Origin of the sequence: Mariprofundus ferrooxydans PV-1 (assembly GCF_000153765.1) — a bacterium.
GTDB lineage: Bacteria > Pseudomonadota > Zetaproteobacteria > Mariprofundales > Mariprofundaceae > Mariprofundus > Mariprofundus ferrooxydans.
This window is the reverse complement of record NZ_DS022295.1, coordinates 1363685-1379982: the sequence shown is the minus strand read 5'-3', so window position 1 is coordinate 1379982 and position 16298 is coordinate 1363685. Positions and strand designations below refer to the sequence as shown.

Below are 16298 nucleotides of genomic sequence, written 5' to 3'. Positions count from 1 at the left end.
CCCGGAAGGTCTGTGCTGCGCTTAGCTGTAATCGGCCCAGAACTCGGTCTGGGAAGTCATGTTGCCGATACGCTCAATCAGGGAATCCACCGCCCCGGCGTGATCTGCAAAATTCATTCGGTCTGTCTGCACTATCAGAAGTGGCGTCTCCTGATAGTGGAAGAAATACTGATCATAGGCAGTAATCACCTTTTCCAGATATTCCATTTTCATGCCGCGTTCCATCGCACGATTTCGTTGCTGGATGCGCTTCATGATCACAGAGGGCTTTGACTGCAGGTAAATCACCAGATCCGGGCGTTGGATATCAACGCTGACAAGACGTGCTACCTGTTCATACAGGGCCAGCTCTTCATCACTGAGGGTTACGGTGGCAAAGATGTGATCCTTGGCAAACAGGTAATCACTGATCACGCCCTGTCGGAACAGGTCCTGCTGGTGAAGGCTCTGCCATTGTTTAAGGCGGGAAAACAGAAATGAAAGCTGTACGGACAGGGCATTGCGGGAAGGATCCTGATAAAATAGTTCAATAAACGGGTTATCGTCTACCTGTTCGAAGAATGTGTCGGAGCCCAGCTTGTCTGCCAGTTTACGGGCCAGTGTCGTTTTACCCACCCCGATGGCACCTTCGATGCAGATATGGCACTGGCTCAGTGGACGGTCGCGTGTATCCCGCGTTGCTCTGGATGAACCAGATTCGCTGCGTGTTCCATGCAATGATTTTTCTACCATACTACTCCCTCCGCTAATGGGTCCTCTCCTGCAGCAAGCAGATCTGCCAGCAGATCTGCGGCGGATACATCAAGCAGGGGATGGTGCCACGCCGGATATATATCGCACATGGGTCGCAACACGAACTGACGTGTATGCATAAGCGGATGTGGAATGCTTAGTTGTGGCAGTTCGACGATATCAGTATTGATGGCAATAATATCCAGATCCAGTGTTCGCGCACCCCAGTGGAGCGTGCGCACACGGCCATGCCGCTGCTCAATCGATTGCAGTGCGTTTAGCAGTGTCAGCGGAGAGATACCTGTTCCTGCGGCAATGACGGCATTGTAATAGTCGGGCTGACCGGGCGGACCGATCGGTGCAGTGCGATAGAGTAGTGATGATGCCGTCACCGTTGTGTCAGGCAGCGCCGCAATCTCTGCACGGGCACTGCCAAAGGCGGCTTTTACCTCGCCGAGGTTGCCTCCAAGGGCAATATAGGCGTATTTCATGTAAAGGCCGTGGTGCCGCCACGCCGGGGATCGCCAGCCGCCTGAAGATGGCCGTGCGCATCAATGGCGATGGCGTGCACGCCGCCGAAATAGATGCTGGTTTGCCGCCAGTCCCTGATAGACCAGCCGAGCGAGATGAGCTGCTGACGCTGGGCATCATTGAAGCAAGCAGGCTCCGCATCCAGTACCATGTTTTCATTATGCAGGCGGGGGGCATGCACCGCCGCTTCCATGGATTCGCCCAGCAGCAGGTGGCGACTGAGTACCTGCAGGATTGCGCCACGCAGCCGATTGGAGCCGCCACTGCCCAGCACGATGCTCGGGCGGCCGTTTTTTATGAACACGGAGGGAGCCATCATGGATGACAGACTCCTGCCGGCCGGCAGGGTGTGAAAGCCGAACGGGTTGATATCGGCTTCACCCAGTATGTTGTTCAGGTGGATGCCGGAGTCGGGTACAACAATGCCTGCACCTTCTCCATTGCTGGTGGTGACCGATACCACCATGCCATCGCCATCGACAATGCTGATATGGGTGGTGCTGCCGAGTCTGTTGCCGGCTTCAGTCGTGCTGTCGGTTGGTGTTTCCCCATTGCGCAGGCGGTGTCTGATCGTACTGCTGGCCTGTTGGATCTGTTCGGGTGCCAGGATCTGATTGTCAATATTGTCATCATATATACGTGCATCAAAGTATTCGCAGCGCAGCTGGCTGGCTGCACGCAGGCACTCGGCCAGCAATGCGGGTGCTTCCGCTTCACCTTTTAGTTGATCAAGCAGTGTAGCGGCAAATGCGATCAACAGCCCCCCTGAAGAGGGGGGAGGGTTGCTCAGCAACCTGCCGCCGAAGAGCGGTATCGACAGCGGTCTGCGGGCCTGAACCTGCTTTGCGCGCATATCATCCATGCCGAGCAGGCCATAGGGCATACAGCTGCGTACAATGGCTCTGGCCAGGTCGCCATGATACATCTCATCAATGCCCTCAAGCAGTAGCATCTCCAGCGTGTTGGCCAGTGCCTTGTTGTGAAAGGTATCTCCGGCCTGCAGCAGCTGGCCATGTGGCGCGTATAGCGCCGTGCAATCGGTTGTGTCGGTCAGAATCGGCCGTAGCAATTGGATAAAGGATGCCTGCAGGTCGTTTAAACGAATGCCGCTACGGGCGGCATCCATACCCGGAGCTATTGCTTCGGCAAGTGGTAAGCATCCGTGCTGCCGGTGAGTCTCAAAGAGCATGGCCAGCAGTGATGGCGCAGCGACCGAGCCCTGTCCGATATGAAAGTGCTGCACGCTATCGCCGAAATCGATGGGCGTGGATTTGAGCTCGGACTGTACTCCCGCAGGCATACGGCCTGACGGCATGCGGGCAAAGCCATCATACAGTATTGGTTTGCTGCTGCCGGCAATGAGCATGAATCCGCCGCCGCCGGCAGAGGTGAGTACCGGCTCTGCAGTAAACGAGGTGGTGACAGCAGCAATGGCGGCATCTACGGCGTTGCCGCCCATGCGCAGGATGGCAGCTCCGGCCTCGGCAGTTGCCGGATGACCGGCCGCAACCGCGCCTCTTCTCGCCCCGGTTGTACGGACCGATCGCCTCATCTGGCCTGTTGACGAATAATGAAGCCCTGATTATGCAGTTTGGCCGCGATGGCTTTTTGTAGCTGCTCAGCCTGAGCGCGCGTTGTCGTCGGTCCGGCCCAAACGGCATGCAGTGATCCTCTGACGATAATGTGCGATTGCCAGCCCAGATGGCTCAAGCGGGCGGTCAGCCCTTTTGCGCGGGCAGATTCCTTGAACGCACCTAACTGGACATAGTATCCGGCACCCGGCTCTGACCGGGCGGGAGTGGCCGCCTGTGTGGTTATAGTTTTGCTGCGGGAGGTCGGGCGGGTAGTCGGCTTGGCAACCGGGGTGTGGGCTGGTGAAGGCGATGGAGCCGCGACAACAGGTGGTGTCGGGGTGGGTTCGGGCAGATCTATTGTGGCAGGTTGGGGCACTGCCGGTAAATCACTGCTGTCGTTTTGTACGGGAGTTGTGGTAGTCAGCAGTTGTGAAAAATCAAACCATTGCGGGCGGAAGGATGCAACCATGACTGTAATAATACAGCAGGTAACAATGACCCAGGCAGTGCGCTGTTCGGTTTGTGAGGCCTGCCAATACGTGTGTTCAGGCATTGGATGTCAGGAGTTTAGTAATTCGTCTAGTTTGCGGGAAAAGCTTTCATAGCGAAATGGCTTTTGCAGCACATTGAAATGCTTGTTCGGGAAACGCTCATAGAGGTCTTCCGGATAACCGGTAATGAACATAATGCGATCCAGAATGCCCGGATTTACCTGCTCGATGGAGCTGTAAATTTCATCGCCTGAGAGCTTGGGAATACGCACATCCAGCAGTATTAACTGATACTGGTCGCCGCGCGCCGTTAGCTCAAACAGACTTTCCACCGGGTCTTCCATGCCGGTGATGTCGCTTTCCAGTTCATGGTCGCTGACATAACGATTCAGGAACGCAGTCAGGATGCTTTGCACCGAATCTTCATCATCAATAATCAGTACCTTGATTTTCATGTGTAGCGTCCTCTCGATTTACAAACCGGCTTGATCATCCAGCAGGCTTGCCGGGTTGACGCGTGCATTGTAGAAACGAACGCCCCAGTGCAAATGCGGGCCGGTTGCCCGCCCGGTTGCTCCGACTTTGCCTATGATTTCACCGGTTTTCACCCACTGGCCCTTGTGAACGGCTGTGGACTCCATATGTGAATAGACGGAGACTAATCCATTTCCATGACCGATGGCTATCGTTTTGCCGTTGAGGTACATATCGGCGACCAGCAGTACGGAGCCGGCCAGTGGCAGGCGAATAGGGGTGCCGGCGGGGACTGCGATATCAATGCCTGAGTGGGGCGAGCGTGGCTCACCGTTGACGTAGCGCTGGGCGCCGAACGGTGTGGATTCAATGCCATCAACCGGTTTGAAATGCATTACGAGGTCGATATCGGCTTTCACCGGCTCACTATACGTTGCCTTGAGCGCTTTCACTTCACGCCGGATGCGCTGCAGTGTTTTCTTGTCGAAGACGGCCATGTTCTGTTTAACGCTGATTCGCGAAATACGAAAATTACCCTTGTTGACGTGCAATCTGTCGCGAGCCAGTAACTGCCCGCCTTGCTGCCAGCGGATATTGTAATTGCCCGGCTTCTTCTTTAAGTCCACGCCAATCCAGCCGCGCCAGCGATGTTGTCCGAGTGCCTTGACCGGCCACTTCCTGCCGAAACAGCTGAGGCTTGGCTTCGTATCACTGAGGGGGGGTTCGACGGTGATGACATCACCCTGGGTGACGGAATACTCGGCCGCCTGTGAGGGGGCTACCCAGAGAGAGAGCAATATTGAAAGGTAGAGGTATCGTTTCATGTCGGATTCCTTTTTATGGATTCAATGCGTGTGTCGGCAGACCCATCCTGAAACTCCACACGCAGCCGGGCGCCGGGATGTAGTGCCGCCACACGGGTGACCAGCTTGTCGTCCATGTCATAATTCAGGCTGAAGCCGCGTGCCAGAATATCTTCCTTGTCGTATGCGGCCAACCGGCCGTGGTATAGCGCCAGACGTTGCCGGTGGGCGGGGATCTGCGTAAGCAGGAGCTGTTTCAGTCGCAATGCTTGCGGCATCAGCTTTTGCCGACGGGGTGGCAGCAATGCAGCGGCAGCCAGATGCAGCCTCCGGGACTGTGTTTGCGCCAGCTTCTGTTTGCGTTGCAGGCTGCCATGCAGCATCTGATGCAGTTGATTGACGGTGCCGGTCAGGCGATGTCTGCGGTTATGCAATTGGTGACCGGGTTCCATAGCAGAGAGTCGTTTCTCCAGCGTTTGCAGGTGAAGCCGTTGTTCGTGTCGTTGCACACGCTGCAGGTGTTGCATGCGGCTGTGCATCTGTTCCAGTCGATGATGGCGTGTATCCGTGAAGCGGTGCCAGGTTTGCTTCAGGCGGTGGCTAAGCGCATGGCTGTGGCGGTCATGTCCGGCCAGCGTCTGATGCAGCATGGCTGCCATGGCGGCAACTCTGGGTATCTGCTGGCGTAATTGCTGGCGGGACGGGCAAGCCAGTTCGGCGGCATTGGACGGGGTGGCGGCGCGCACATCGGCAGCGAAGTCGGCCAGTGTGACATCAATTTCGTGGCCAATCCCCGTGATGACGGGGACGGGAGATTCCATCACTGCTTTGACTACTGTTTCATCGTTAAAACACCACAGGTCTTCGATGCTGCCGCCGCCGCGTACCAGCAAAATGAGATCGGGTGGTTGCGGCATGGTTGCCAGCGCCTTCAATGCCGTGACGATGGAGGAGGGGGCACCTGCTCCCTGTACCAGACAAGGGCTTAGCGTGAGTTGCAGCCATGCTGGCCGTGTAGCCAGCACTTTTCTGACATCCTCAAAGGCTGCGGCCGTAGCCGAGGTGGCAATGCCGATATGTCGGGGCAGGTGTGGTGGTGTTTTTTTTGTTGCCGGGTCAAACCACCCGCGTTCGGCAAACAGCTGTTTCCGTCGCTCGAATTCAGCGGCCAGTTTACCGGCTCCGGCTGACTCGATGCGGGTGACGACGAGTTGGTAACTGCCGCGCGGCTCATAAACACTGAGGTGGCCTGTAAATATGTATTCACCACCCTCTTTGAGCAACGCGTGCAGACGCATCGCCGTTGTCCGCCACACGACTGCGGAAATCGCTGCATGGGCATCCTTGATGGTAAAATAGAGGTGACCGGAAGCCGGTCGGGTCAGACGGGATACTTCACCACTGACGGCAATGGCGGCAAAGCCCTGCTCCAGCATCTGTTTGATGCGGGCAGTGAGCTGGGTAACGGAAATGGGTGCGTGCGAGTTAGTCACTTGCCAATCATGGCAGCACCCTGTTACAGGTCAATGTGCGAGAGGGGCGGTTGTGATATCGGCGGTAGTATTTCGGGTTTCGGACTGTTTTGTTCCGCAAGCCGGCTCATTGTCACGCTCATCCGGCATGTAAGGCATCAGCATCATTCCGGCTATATCGGATATAGAGAACAGAGAGCTGTCCGCCAGTTCATCGTATTGGATTTTTTCGTACTGTTTTTTCATGGACTGCTCCTTGTAAAGATGGGATGGATTTAATCAACTTATCATGTCAGCAGGATGACATGGAAAAAGTCTGTGATGGCTGAGGTAGTCGCCCACCCGAAAACTGGTGCCGGTACTGCTCCTGCAGGTCCATTGATTTGGCAAATCCGCGATGGAAATCAATCATGCCGTTTGCATGGTTGATGTAGAGGAATCCGGCAACACCGATCTCCCGTGCCCGGCGCATGGCGGGCGTGTTTCCGCCCATACAAAGAGGCACGAGTGCTGCCTGGGGGCTGAAGCATGAGATGTACTGCAGGATGTTCAGGTTGTCGGCGTTTGAGGGGGAAATATCGGTCAGTATCAGGCTGCTGTGGTAGAGTGAGGGTTGACTCATGATGTCAGACGCATCTATGCGCCGACAGTAGTAATCGCGACATTGCAGCCAGGCTATAAGCTGCTCGATGGCCGGGGTATCCTCGGCGATAATGGTGGCAAATTTTTGTCTATAGATTGCGGTTGACATGTTTGCAGGCCTCCTTTGCCTGCAAGGATAAAAAGTGAAGATGTCAGCATGATGTCATATCTGTTACAGTTCGATGTCAATGCATGACACACCGGTGTCATGCAAATCTGACAATATTCACATATTTGTTAACCTATGCTTGTCGGCCATAAATACCCCCCCTCATGAGGTGATCGATTGAAACAGGCTACATCGCTATCGCTGGATAGTCCGGAATTATATCTGAACAGAGACCTGAGCATGCTGGCCTTTAACCGGCGCGTGTTTGAGATGGCATGTGATCCGGATATTCCGTTGTTGGAGCGATTGCGCTTCCTGTGCATTTGCACATCCAATATGGATGAGTTTTTTGAGGTCCGCGTTGCTATCCAGAAGCAGCGTCTGGTTGTTGGCTCCATGCATGTTGGCGCGGATGGTTTGACAGCCAGTGAAACACTGAAACAGATCCGGGAGCAGGTCAGTAAGTTGGTCAGCGATCAATACAGCCTGCTCAATGACGAGCTGTTGCCGGCTATGCGTGAAGAGGGTATCAGTTTCCTTCATCGCTCAGAATGGAACGAAGCACAGCAGGATTGGATCCGCCGTTTTTTCATGCGCGAGTTGCTGCCTGTGCTGACACCGATCGGTCTTGATCCGGCACATCCTTTCCCGCGCCTGTTAAATAAAATCCTCAATTTTATGGTGGCCCTGGAGGGCAAGGATGCATTCGGACGCGAGTCCAATTATGCCATTGTGCAGGCTCCAAGATCATTGCCCCGGGTGATTCGATTGCCGGAAGAGGTGGCGACATCGGAGAACTGTTATGTGTTTCTCTCGTCGATTATTCATGCACATGTGGGTGAACTGTTTCCGGGCATGAAAACGAAGTTCTGCCACCAGTTCCGCATCACCCGCAACAGTGAGCTGGATGTGGATGAAGATCTGGCTGATCTGAAAAAAGCGATTGCCGGTGAGTTACTTGAACGGCGCTTCAGTCAGGGTGTGCGACTGGAGGTGTCCAACAGATGTCCGGCTGAGCTGTCCGACTTTTTGCTGCAGCAGTTTGGCTTGCAGGATGTTGACCTGTATCAGGTTGAAGGGCCGGTCAACCTGTACCGTATGGCGCTGGTCTATGATGATGTGAAGCGACCGGATCTGAAATTCCCTTCGTTCGAACAGGGATTGCCGGCGCGTCTGCAGGTGGAGGATATGAATCTGTTTCAGACCATTCGGGATGGGGATGTGTTGCTATATCACCCCTATCACAACTTTTCGCCGGTGGTTGAGATGCTCAAACAGGCGGCAGCCGACCCTGATGTACTGGCGATTAAACAGACCCTGTACAGGGTTGTGCCCGAATCTCCGATTGTTGATGCGCTGGTCAAAGCGGCACGGGCCAACAAAGAGGTTGTGGCAGTCATTGAATTAAGAGCGCGATTCAATGAAGAGGATAATATTGCTCTGGCAGATCGACTCTCTGCTGCCGGCGTGCAGGTCGTATATGGTGTGGTGGGCTACAAGACGCACTGCAAGATGATGCTGATTGTCCGTCGCGAGGGGCGGAAGATGCGTCGCTATGTGCATCTGGGGACGGGGAACTATCACACCATTACTACGCGATTTTATACTGATTTCGGCGTGCTCAGTTGCGATCCGGATCTGGGAGAGGATGTGCATCGCGTATTCCAGCAGCTGACCGGCCTGGGGCGAGTTTCCAAGTTGAAAACCATGTTGCAGGCGCCATTCTCGCTACATTCGGGGCTGATTGAGCGCATCGGACTGGAGGCGGCTAATGCTGCCGCCGATGGCAAGGGACGTATTATCGCCAAAATGAACGGTCTTGAAGAGCCGGAAATCATTCAGGCGTTATACCGGGCATCGCAGGCCGGTGTGAAGATAGATCTGATTGTCCGTGGTATCTGCTGCTTGCGTCCGGGTATCAAGGGCGTCTCCGAAAATATTCGTGTGCGTTCGGTGTTGGGACGGTTCCTCGAGCACTCACGCGTGTTCTATTTTTATAATGGCGGTGAACCTGAAGTGCTCTGTGCCAGTGCTGACTGGATGGGACGCAATCTGCTTCGCCGCGTGGAGACCTGTTTCCCTGTGCGCGATAAAAAACTTGCGCGGGAGGTGCTGAATCTTGGTCTGCGCCCCTTCCTAGCGGATAACACCGGCGCATGGATCCTGCGCAAGGATGGCAGCTACCACCGCGTTCATTCACTGGCCAGGCAACGTAATGCCCAGCAGGAGTTGATGAAAATGATGGGGCATTATCAGGGCTAAGTTGCCTGTCATCATATTGACATGAACAGAGTCCAGACTCCGCTCATGTTTCGACAGAGTGATGAAATTGAAATCGTCAATCTGCGAAACAGATGGAGTGTGTGATATGCAGACGACGGCAGAGCAATATCAGCATGAGTGGGGGGGAGTCAGTTCAGCAGGGCAGATGATTGCCATGCTTGCCGGTATGCGATTGAGCCACTCTCCCGTTTATACGCTGACCGGTCGAACCATGGATGGCGTACGCGTGCAGTCTGTATGCATGCCCGGATGTTTGCCTGATTCTGTTGCCGAAGGCCGACAAAAAACGCTCTTTATCCTCAACGCCATACGCGATTTTGCCGTGCAACAGCTACCGGGATATCTCTATATTGACCTGTCACTCTGCGATTTTATCGCTCTTGCGCTGGATGATCTGCTGGCTGCTGTCGATCGCAGTATGTTGCCTGTGCAGCGATTGGTGATTGTATTGACGGAGGAGCCGGGCGACGCTGTCGACAGACAGGTTGTGATGCAAGGTGTCGCCACGTTGCGTGAAGCAGGTATCCAGGTGGGAGCCCGACTGTTAAGTGAGGGTTACATACAGCTGGCTCTGATCTGTCTGTTAAAGCCGCAATGTCTTGCATTATATGCATCCGATCGCGCTCTGTTGCCGGCAAGAAATATTGCGGGTTTGCTGGCATCCTTGCCTCGCATGACAGGAGAGCTTGCACCTCCGGTTATTGCTGATAACTTCGATACGATGGTGAGTGGTTCATGTTCGATGTGAGCAATGCGCAGATACGTGCTGTAGAGACAGAGCCGGATGAAGTGCTTGCGGCGGCGGCTCTGCAGTATGCGGAGCCGGTAAATGGCGGCGCGATGGCTACGGCGGTGCTGGAGCGCTTCCGCAGAGATGAAAACCTGATGGCGCTGCCTGTGGTGGATGCCGAAATGAGGCCGCTCGGTCTGGTTACACGCCGGAAAATACTGTCGGTATTCGGCCATAAATTTTCGCATGAATTGTATCGACGCAAGCAGGTGGATTTCCTGATGGAGGAGAGCGCCATCGTACTGGATATTCGTGTCGGCATTGAGAAGATCAGTCATACTATGACCGATCGCGAGGCATATTGTGCCTTTGATCCTGCAATCATAACCAGTGATGGCGTTTACAGTGGTATGTTATCGGTGATCAGCGTACTGAGATCTATTACCCAAAGCCGGATTGAGCAGGCGTTTGATTGTAATCCGCTGACCCATCTGCCCGGCAATAATAGTATCAACATGGAAATCGACCGCCGGTTGCAGGGTGGCGGGTTGTTTGTACTGGCCTATATTGATCTCGATTTTTTCAAGGTGTTCAATGATCATTACGGTTACGAACGCGGTGACCGGGTGATTCAACTGGTAGCCGAGCTGCTCCGGGATTGTACTGGTCCTGATGATTTCACCGGTCATGTCGGTGGCGATGATTTTGTCATACTGTTTGAGCCTGAACAATGGCGTAGTCGTGCAGAGCGGTTGCTGGATCATTTTCAGCGGGAATCCGCACTGCTTTATGATGCCTCTGACAGGGAGCAGGGCTATCTGGTGGGTGAAAACAGGCAGGGTGAGCGCATGTGCTTTCAATTGATGAGCTTGTCTGTTGCAGCCGTGCCATGTGATCCCGGCGTGTTTCGGTCGCACATTGAACTGGCCGAGGTTGCCAGTGAAGTCAAACACAAGGCCAAGCTGGTGCCGGGTAACAGCATCGTGGTGAACCAGCGCCACTATTGATTCATTCTGTTCTTATCGGCTCTTTTCTTTCCAGCCAACCTCAGAAATATCATCAGTAACCGATAGCCAGATCCAGCTGCTTTTTTTCCGTAGCATAGCCGGTTGTCTCTTCTCCTGACTCATCAGGATGCAGCAGATTGTGTACCGTTTGGCTTAAGGTGACGATGGAGAATGGCTTTTCCATTATAACCGTCAGGTGATTATCATATGTGTCATCAAGTACGTTGTCGTTCGTGTAGCCTGTCAGGAAAATGGCCGGAATCTCCGGTCTGATCTCACGCATCAATGTAACTGCGGACGGACCGTCCAGTACAGGCATGACAATATCCGAGATGACCAGGGCTATCTGATCCGAATACTCATAGAATTTTTTCACGCCCCTTCTGCCATTCTTTGCCAACAGTACTGTGTAGCCCAGGCTCTGGAGCAGCTGGGACAACGTTGCCCGTACGATGTCTGAGTCATCAATAACCAGCAGCGTCTTTTTTGTGTCAGCGGCAATGATCTGCTGTGTATGCTCCGTTTCAAATGCTTGTCCGGATATGAGAGGGATACATATTTCAAACTTGGTTCCGACTCCGAGAGTGCTGTTGACACGGATTACGCCGCCATGCATTTCAACGATGCCCTTGGCCGAAGAGAGGCCAAGGCCTGTGCCGTTGCCGACTTTTTTGGTAGTGAAGAAAGGGTCAAAAACATGTGTGATATCTGTTTCAGCGATCCCTGAGCCTGTATCCTCAACAGCAATATATACGACTTCCGGCGTGCATGTCTGACATGAAGCCATGGACGGGCAGTCTTGGCGCTCCTTTTTTTTCACGGTAACCATGATTTTCCGGTTTGCCGAACCCAATGCATCACGGGCATTATTCATCAGATTGATAAGCACCTGTTGAATCTCCACCGGGTCACAATAGGTCGTCAGTGCTTCGCTGGTGAAATCGGTGGTCAGCACAATGTCCTCTCTCATACCTAACTGTGCTGTTTTTATAGCATCTTTTAGCACCTGTACGATATTCATGTTCTGTTTTTTCTGAGGACTTGCATGTGAAAAAGTGAGCAGTTGGCTGACAATTTTCGCGGCATCGTTCGACAGGGTTTCGATGTCTTGCAGGTGGACAAGTGCTTTCGGATGTGTGGTGTGTTTCTTCGCCAGATACAACTTCCCTGAAATTCCGGCTAACAAATTATTAAAATTATGAGAAACGCCGCCAACGAGTGTTCCGACTGTTTCCATCTTCATTGCCTGGCGGAGCAACTTCTCCTGCTGTTTGGACTCGGAAATGTCGCTGAGGTTGGCGATGTATGAGGCAAGCTTGCCCTGACTGTCAAACATAGACTTAATATGCAGGTGCCGGGGGAGCTCCTCGCCACTCTTGTGCTTGCTATAGATATCACCTTTCCAACTGCCCGTGTTTACGACTGATCTGATCATCACCTGATAAAAGTTGTGGCTGTGCTGTTCTGATTTCAACAGACGGAAATGATGGCCGTTCACCTCCTCTGAAGCGTACCCTGAAATGGTCTCAAAGGCTTTGTTTACATAGGTAATATTTCCACTTGTGTCCATGATGATAATTGCATCGCCGGCATCTTCGACGGCATCGGTCAGATACTGCAGTCGATGTTGGTACATGGTGGTCATGACGATGACCGGTTTGATGATGAAAAAGTAGATTGGGCCGGCAGCAATAAGAATCAGCAGCAGCGAGTCGGCTACTGCTCTGGTCTCCCGGGAGAGTGTATGAACGATCTGTGTATGACTGAGCAGTTCTATGACGAGGTATTCAGAGACACTTACTATGGCGATCAATAGCAGTGAATATTGTATGTGATCCGCCAAAACTTTTTTCATGGCAACATGATATTAAATGCAAGTGACACATTTATGACATCTCGTTGTTTGCCATTATGTTGAGACTATCTACGGCTGCAGCTCACCGGTACTTGCTTTGCAGTGGTGTTACACGGGCTGACCTGAAATGCCGACTGATCCGCTATTTTCTGCTTGGCTATTGTGATGCAGTAGTAATATCGATATGCAGTTTTTCTCCGAATGCCTGCTCTATATAGTCGGCAACCTGCAATACAGCCCATTGCTCCAGCAGCATATCGCCGTCACCGGCAAGGTGTAGTTCGATCTGTTTATGATCAAGTTGAACACGGACGCTGCTCACCCGGTCGCGACGCTCCCTGTTCAGGGCAATACCCAGACGCAGCAATGCGCTTAACTGCCAGACTTTCTTCTGATCAGCAGCTTGCAGCGCGGCGAAATCTGCATGGGTGTCAGATGGTGCAGCCTTGCGCTGGTAGCGTACAATTTGAGACAATACCTGTTTTTCATGCTTGCTCAAACCGAGCAGGGGCGATACCGAAATCAGGTAGGCAGCGTGGTGGTGGTAGCCACCGACGCGCACATACATGCCGATCTCATGTACCAGCGCTGCAATCTCCAGCAGCAGCCGCTCCCGGTTTCCCAGCTTGTGAATTGATGTCAGCTGGTCAAACAGGGAGAGAGCCAGCTTTGAGACCTGAACGCCGTACTTCTGGTCAACGTGGTATTTCTTTTTCAGTGTGCGCGTCCATGCCAGCAGGTTTCGACGCTGTGAGAGGAAGGTGAGCTCTTCGCCGTCCACCATTTCCAGGATGATGCCGTCGAGCAGGCTGGCATCCGGCATATGCATACTCTTCGCGCCGGCCAGTGACATGATTTCGTGAAATACCATGGCTGCAGGCAGTATGACATCGGCACGATCCGGCCTTAAGCCGAGATCGCGAATGCGCTCCTCAAAGCTGAGGCTGGAAAGCTTTGTGATCAGCTTTTTTAATTCTTTGCGTTTGATGCTTGTCGACGAGTCCGTGCCCAGGATTTGTACAGCTATTTCGCCGATGGCAGAGGCATTACCGCCGGTGGCGACGCACAGGTCTGCCTTGCGTTTGCCGATCTGTTCACTCAGTTTTTTTCGTGTCCCGTCAAGATACTCTGATAACAGGGTGTTAAAGTCACCGGTTTGTCCCATCATTTCCAGCAGCCGTACCGTGCCGATCTTGAAGCTTTGAGAAGCGACAACCTCGCCGTTATCGCAGAGCGTGACCTCTACACTGCCGCCTCCCATATCGATCAGCAGGGTGAATTTGTTGCTCAGGTCCACGCGGCGGGCAATGGAGTAATGAATCAATCGCGCTTCTTCTTCACCGGAGATCAGTTTGAGCTCAATGCCGGTCTCCTGCTGGATTCGGTCGATCAGTTGCTGACCATTTACGGAGTCGCGCAAGGCGCTGGTAGCTGCAGCCCGATATACGGTGATTTTATGTTGATCCAGGATGCGTCGGAACTGGAGGAATGCCTCGACCGCACTGTCCATGGTCTGCTGGCTCAGAATGCCGCTGGTGAATGCATCGTGCCCCAGTCGTACCGGCTCCCTGTAACGCTGAAGCATGGTCGGCACTCCGTCTGCATCGCGAGTAGCTACGCCAAGTCGAATCGCATTGGAGCCCACATCAATGGCGGCAACCAGTGCGCCGGGATCGAGAACGGCATCATCAGCAATGTATGAAATGACTTCCATGCCGTTATCATGCCGTCTGGATTTGAAAACCGCTATCTTATTTCGACGCTATCCGGTGACCTTTTAAATACAGATCCGGCGGTGTATCATCTATCCTCTCTGATCGCAGGTGTTATGAGTGAGAAGAAGGAGGGTGATATGCATACGTCTGTTACTGAAGCAGGGGCCCCGCCTGAAAATCTGCAGGAGTCAGTGGCGCCTGCTGCGCGCTGTTTTGATGCTCTGGCGGCCGAACATCATCTGGACGATGAGAAAATCCGCTCGGTATTGACTAAATACCTGCAGGAGCAGGAGCTCAAGCCGTTCCAGGCCGAGCTGATTCATCTGCAGCAATACCTTGAAGATACCGGTCGCCGCATGATCATTTTGTTTGAAGGGCGCGATGCAGCAGGCAAGGGCGGAACCATTCGCAGCGTCACGCGCTATATGAATGAGAAGCACTACCGGGTTATTGCCATGGGTAAACCGACCGAAGAGCAGCGCAGCCAGTGGTTTTTTCAGAAATATGTATCGCAGTTTCCGAGAGGTGGCGAAATCGCGATCTTTGATCGCAGCTGGTACAACAGGGCGATGGTGGAGCCTGTATTCGGTTTCTGCACCGAACAGGAGTATAACAACTTTATGCGGGGCGTGATTGGTTTCGAGAAGGATCTGGTGCGTCAGGGTACAATACTGGTAAAACTCTATTTTAGCGTCACCAAAGAGGTGCAGAAGAAACGTTTCAACCGCCGCAAGCACGATCCGCTACGCCAGTGGAAACTCTCCGAAGTGGATGTGCAGGCGCAGGAGCGCTGGGATGACTTTGACAAGGTAAAGTATGAGATGCTAAGGAATACCCACACTGCGGCGGCGCCGTGGACGGTTATTCGTTCGGCCAACAAGCATCTGGCTCGCCTGAATGCGCTCAAGGTGATCCTTAATGCGGTGGATTATGAAGCAATCAATCAGGAACTTGATTACGTGCCGGATGATGAGATCGTTGTTTCAGGTGCGCGTGAAATTGAGCTGATGCAGAAAGATAAGTTGCACAAGAAAAAGAAAAAAAGCTGATATTTCTCCCGCCCTGATCAGAGGGGACGCGACTGCTTACCCGGCGCTGAAAAAGTCACTGTTTCTGCGGCATAGCCGCATCAGGGCGCGCTGCTTTTTTACTGTCTTGAGTTTTTAAGCCTTTGTCTGTTCGTCTTCAGCAACGAGGGCGGCAGCTTTTTTGTAACTGGAATGGCGGACATCCTGTCCCCTCACCATATAGACCACCATTTCAGCAATATTGACGGCATGATCGCCGATGCGCTCAAGATTCTTGCCAATGGAGTAAGCCAGCAAGCCTGAAGTAATCTGGCGATGATCTTCCATCATATAGGTCAGGTTCTCGCGTTGCAGGCTCTTGAACAGGGTGTTTACTTTTTTATCCGATTCAATAATTGCCATGGCCAGATCCGCATCCCCATGCGCAAAACAGTCCAGAGCCTGTTGAAGTTGGAGAATGGCCTTGTCAGCCAAGTTATGCAGCGAATCGGTATGCGTTAACGGATGATCCTCGGTTTGAAGCATGGCTTCGGCAATGGCTTCGGCCAGGTCTCCGGACCTCTCAAGGTCGGTCACGATTTTGATGGTTGTGATAATGAAGCGCAGGTCGCCTGCGGCCGGCTGGCGCAGAGCAAGCAGGTTGCGGGTCATCTCATCAACCTCAATTTCCAGCGAGTTGATCGCCCGGTCACGCTCAATGACTTTGCGTGCACGCTTGGCATCCTGCTCAATCAGTGATTTCATCGAACGGCGAACAGCTTTCTCCACCAGGGAGCCCATGGATAGAACCGTCTCTTTGAGTTCGTTTAATTCGTCCTCATATCGTTTGATCGTATGTTCACTCATGCGTTT

General features: G+C 53.2%; 16 protein-coding genes. 4 read left to right on the top strand and 12 right to left on the bottom strand.

The features are described 5' to 3' along the window. Positions 1–21 precede the first annotated feature (21 nt). Genes SPV1_RS13230 through SPV1_RS13190 form a run of 9 tightly spaced genes read right to left on the bottom strand, consistent with a single transcriptional unit; the run spans position 22 to position 6828 of the window. Positions 22–732, bottom strand: a complete 711-nt coding sequence (locus tag SPV1_RS13230; protein WP_009851735.1) for a deoxynucleoside kinase — start codon at positions 730–732, stop codon at positions 22–24. Further along, positions 726–1223, bottom strand: a complete 498-nt coding sequence (gene folK, locus SPV1_RS13225) for a 2-amino-4-hydroxy-6-hydroxymethyldihydropteridine diphosphokinase (RefSeq protein WP_009851734.1) — start codon at positions 1221–1223, stop codon at positions 726–728. Before folK ends, SPV1_RS13230 begins: the two co-directional genes overlap by 7 nt. Further along, positions 1220–2815 (bottom strand): gamma-glutamyltransferase family protein, encoded by a 1596-nt coding sequence (locus tag SPV1_RS13220; RefSeq protein WP_009851733.1) that lies wholly within the window; start codon positions 2813–2815, stop codon positions 1220–1222. Before SPV1_RS13220 ends, folK begins: the two co-directional genes overlap by 4 nt. Next, a complete protein-coding gene (locus tag SPV1_RS13215) occupies positions 2812–3390 on the bottom strand; it encodes an SPOR domain-containing protein (protein ID WP_009851732.1) in 579 nt (192 codons plus the stop codon). Before SPV1_RS13215 ends, SPV1_RS13220 begins: the two co-directional genes overlap by 4 nt. 6 nt (positions 3391–3396) lie before the next feature. Further along, the gene (locus tag SPV1_RS13210) at positions 3397–3783 is read right to left on the bottom strand and encodes a response regulator (protein ID WP_009851731.1); all 387 of its coding nucleotides are present in this window, start codon (positions 3781–3783) and stop codon (positions 3397–3399) included. An 18-nt stretch (positions 3784–3801) separates the two neighbouring features. Further along, positions 3802–4626 (bottom strand): M23 family metallopeptidase, encoded by an 825-nt coding sequence (locus SPV1_RS13205; protein ID WP_009851730.1) that lies wholly within the window; start codon positions 4624–4626, stop codon positions 3802–3804. Beyond that, positions 4623–6098 (bottom strand): exodeoxyribonuclease VII large subunit, encoded by a 1476-nt coding sequence (gene xseA / locus SPV1_RS13200; protein WP_231288411.1) that lies wholly within the window; start codon positions 6096–6098, stop codon positions 4623–4625. The genes SPV1_RS13205 and xseA overlap by 4 nt, the downstream gene beginning before the upstream one ends. A gap of 30 nt (positions 6099–6128) precedes the next feature. Next, on the bottom strand, positions 6129–6323 hold the full coding sequence (locus SPV1_RS13195; RefSeq protein WP_009851728.1) for a hypothetical protein: 195 nt from the start codon (positions 6321–6323) through the stop codon (positions 6129–6131). 46 nt (positions 6324–6369) lie between these two features. Then, positions 6370–6828, bottom strand: a complete 459-nt coding sequence (locus tag SPV1_RS13190) for a hypothetical protein (protein ID WP_009851727.1) — start codon at positions 6826–6828, stop codon at positions 6370–6372. Between the two features lie 177 nt (positions 6829–7005). Between SPV1_RS13190 and ppk1 the strand changes: the two genes are divergently transcribed. The 3 genes from ppk1 to SPV1_RS13175 all read left to right on the top strand — a co-directional run bounded on the left by ppk1 (position 7006) and on the right by SPV1_RS13175 (position 10848). After that, entirely contained in the window at positions 7006–9090 is a 2085-nt protein-coding gene (ppk1, locus tag SPV1_RS13185) for a polyphosphate kinase 1 (protein ID WP_009851726.1), read from the top strand. Positions 9091–9196: 106 nt separating this feature from the next. Continuing rightward, positions 9197–9859 (top strand): hypothetical protein, encoded by a 663-nt coding sequence (locus SPV1_RS13180; protein WP_040881884.1) that lies wholly within the window; start codon positions 9197–9199, stop codon positions 9857–9859. Continuing rightward, the gene (locus SPV1_RS13175) at positions 9847–10848 is read left to right on the top strand and encodes a GGDEF domain-containing protein (protein ID WP_009851724.1); all 1002 of its coding nucleotides are present in this window, start codon (positions 9847–9849) and stop codon (positions 10846–10848) included. Before SPV1_RS13180 ends, SPV1_RS13175 begins: the two co-directional genes overlap by 13 nt. 52 nt (positions 10849–10900) lie before the next feature. Here SPV1_RS13175 and SPV1_RS13170 read toward each other — a convergent pair whose 3' ends face one another. Further along, positions 10901–12703 (bottom strand): hybrid sensor histidine kinase/response regulator, encoded by a 1803-nt coding sequence (locus SPV1_RS13170; RefSeq protein WP_009851723.1) that lies wholly within the window; start codon positions 12701–12703, stop codon positions 10901–10903. Between the two features lie 157 nt (positions 12704–12860). Next, positions 12861–14417 carry a Ppx/GppA phosphatase family protein gene (locus SPV1_RS13165; protein WP_009851722.1) on the bottom strand — a complete coding sequence of 519 codons (1557 nt, stop codon included), beginning with the start codon at positions 14415–14417 and terminating at the stop codon, positions 12861–12863. A gap of 9 nt (positions 14418–14426) precedes the next feature. On the opposite strand from SPV1_RS13165, the gene ppk2 reads away from it, so the two are divergent. Next, entirely contained in the window at positions 14427–15467 is a 1041-nt protein-coding gene (gene ppk2, locus SPV1_RS13160) for a polyphosphate kinase 2 (protein WP_009851721.1), read from the top strand. A 114-nt stretch (positions 15468–15581) separates the two neighbouring features. Here the strand turns inward: ppk2 and phoU are convergent, their stop codons facing one another. Beyond that, positions 15582–16292, bottom strand: a complete 711-nt coding sequence (gene phoU / locus SPV1_RS13155; protein ID WP_009851720.1) for a phosphate signaling complex protein PhoU — start codon at positions 16290–16292, stop codon at positions 15582–15584. Positions 16293–16298: the final 6 nt, after the last annotated feature.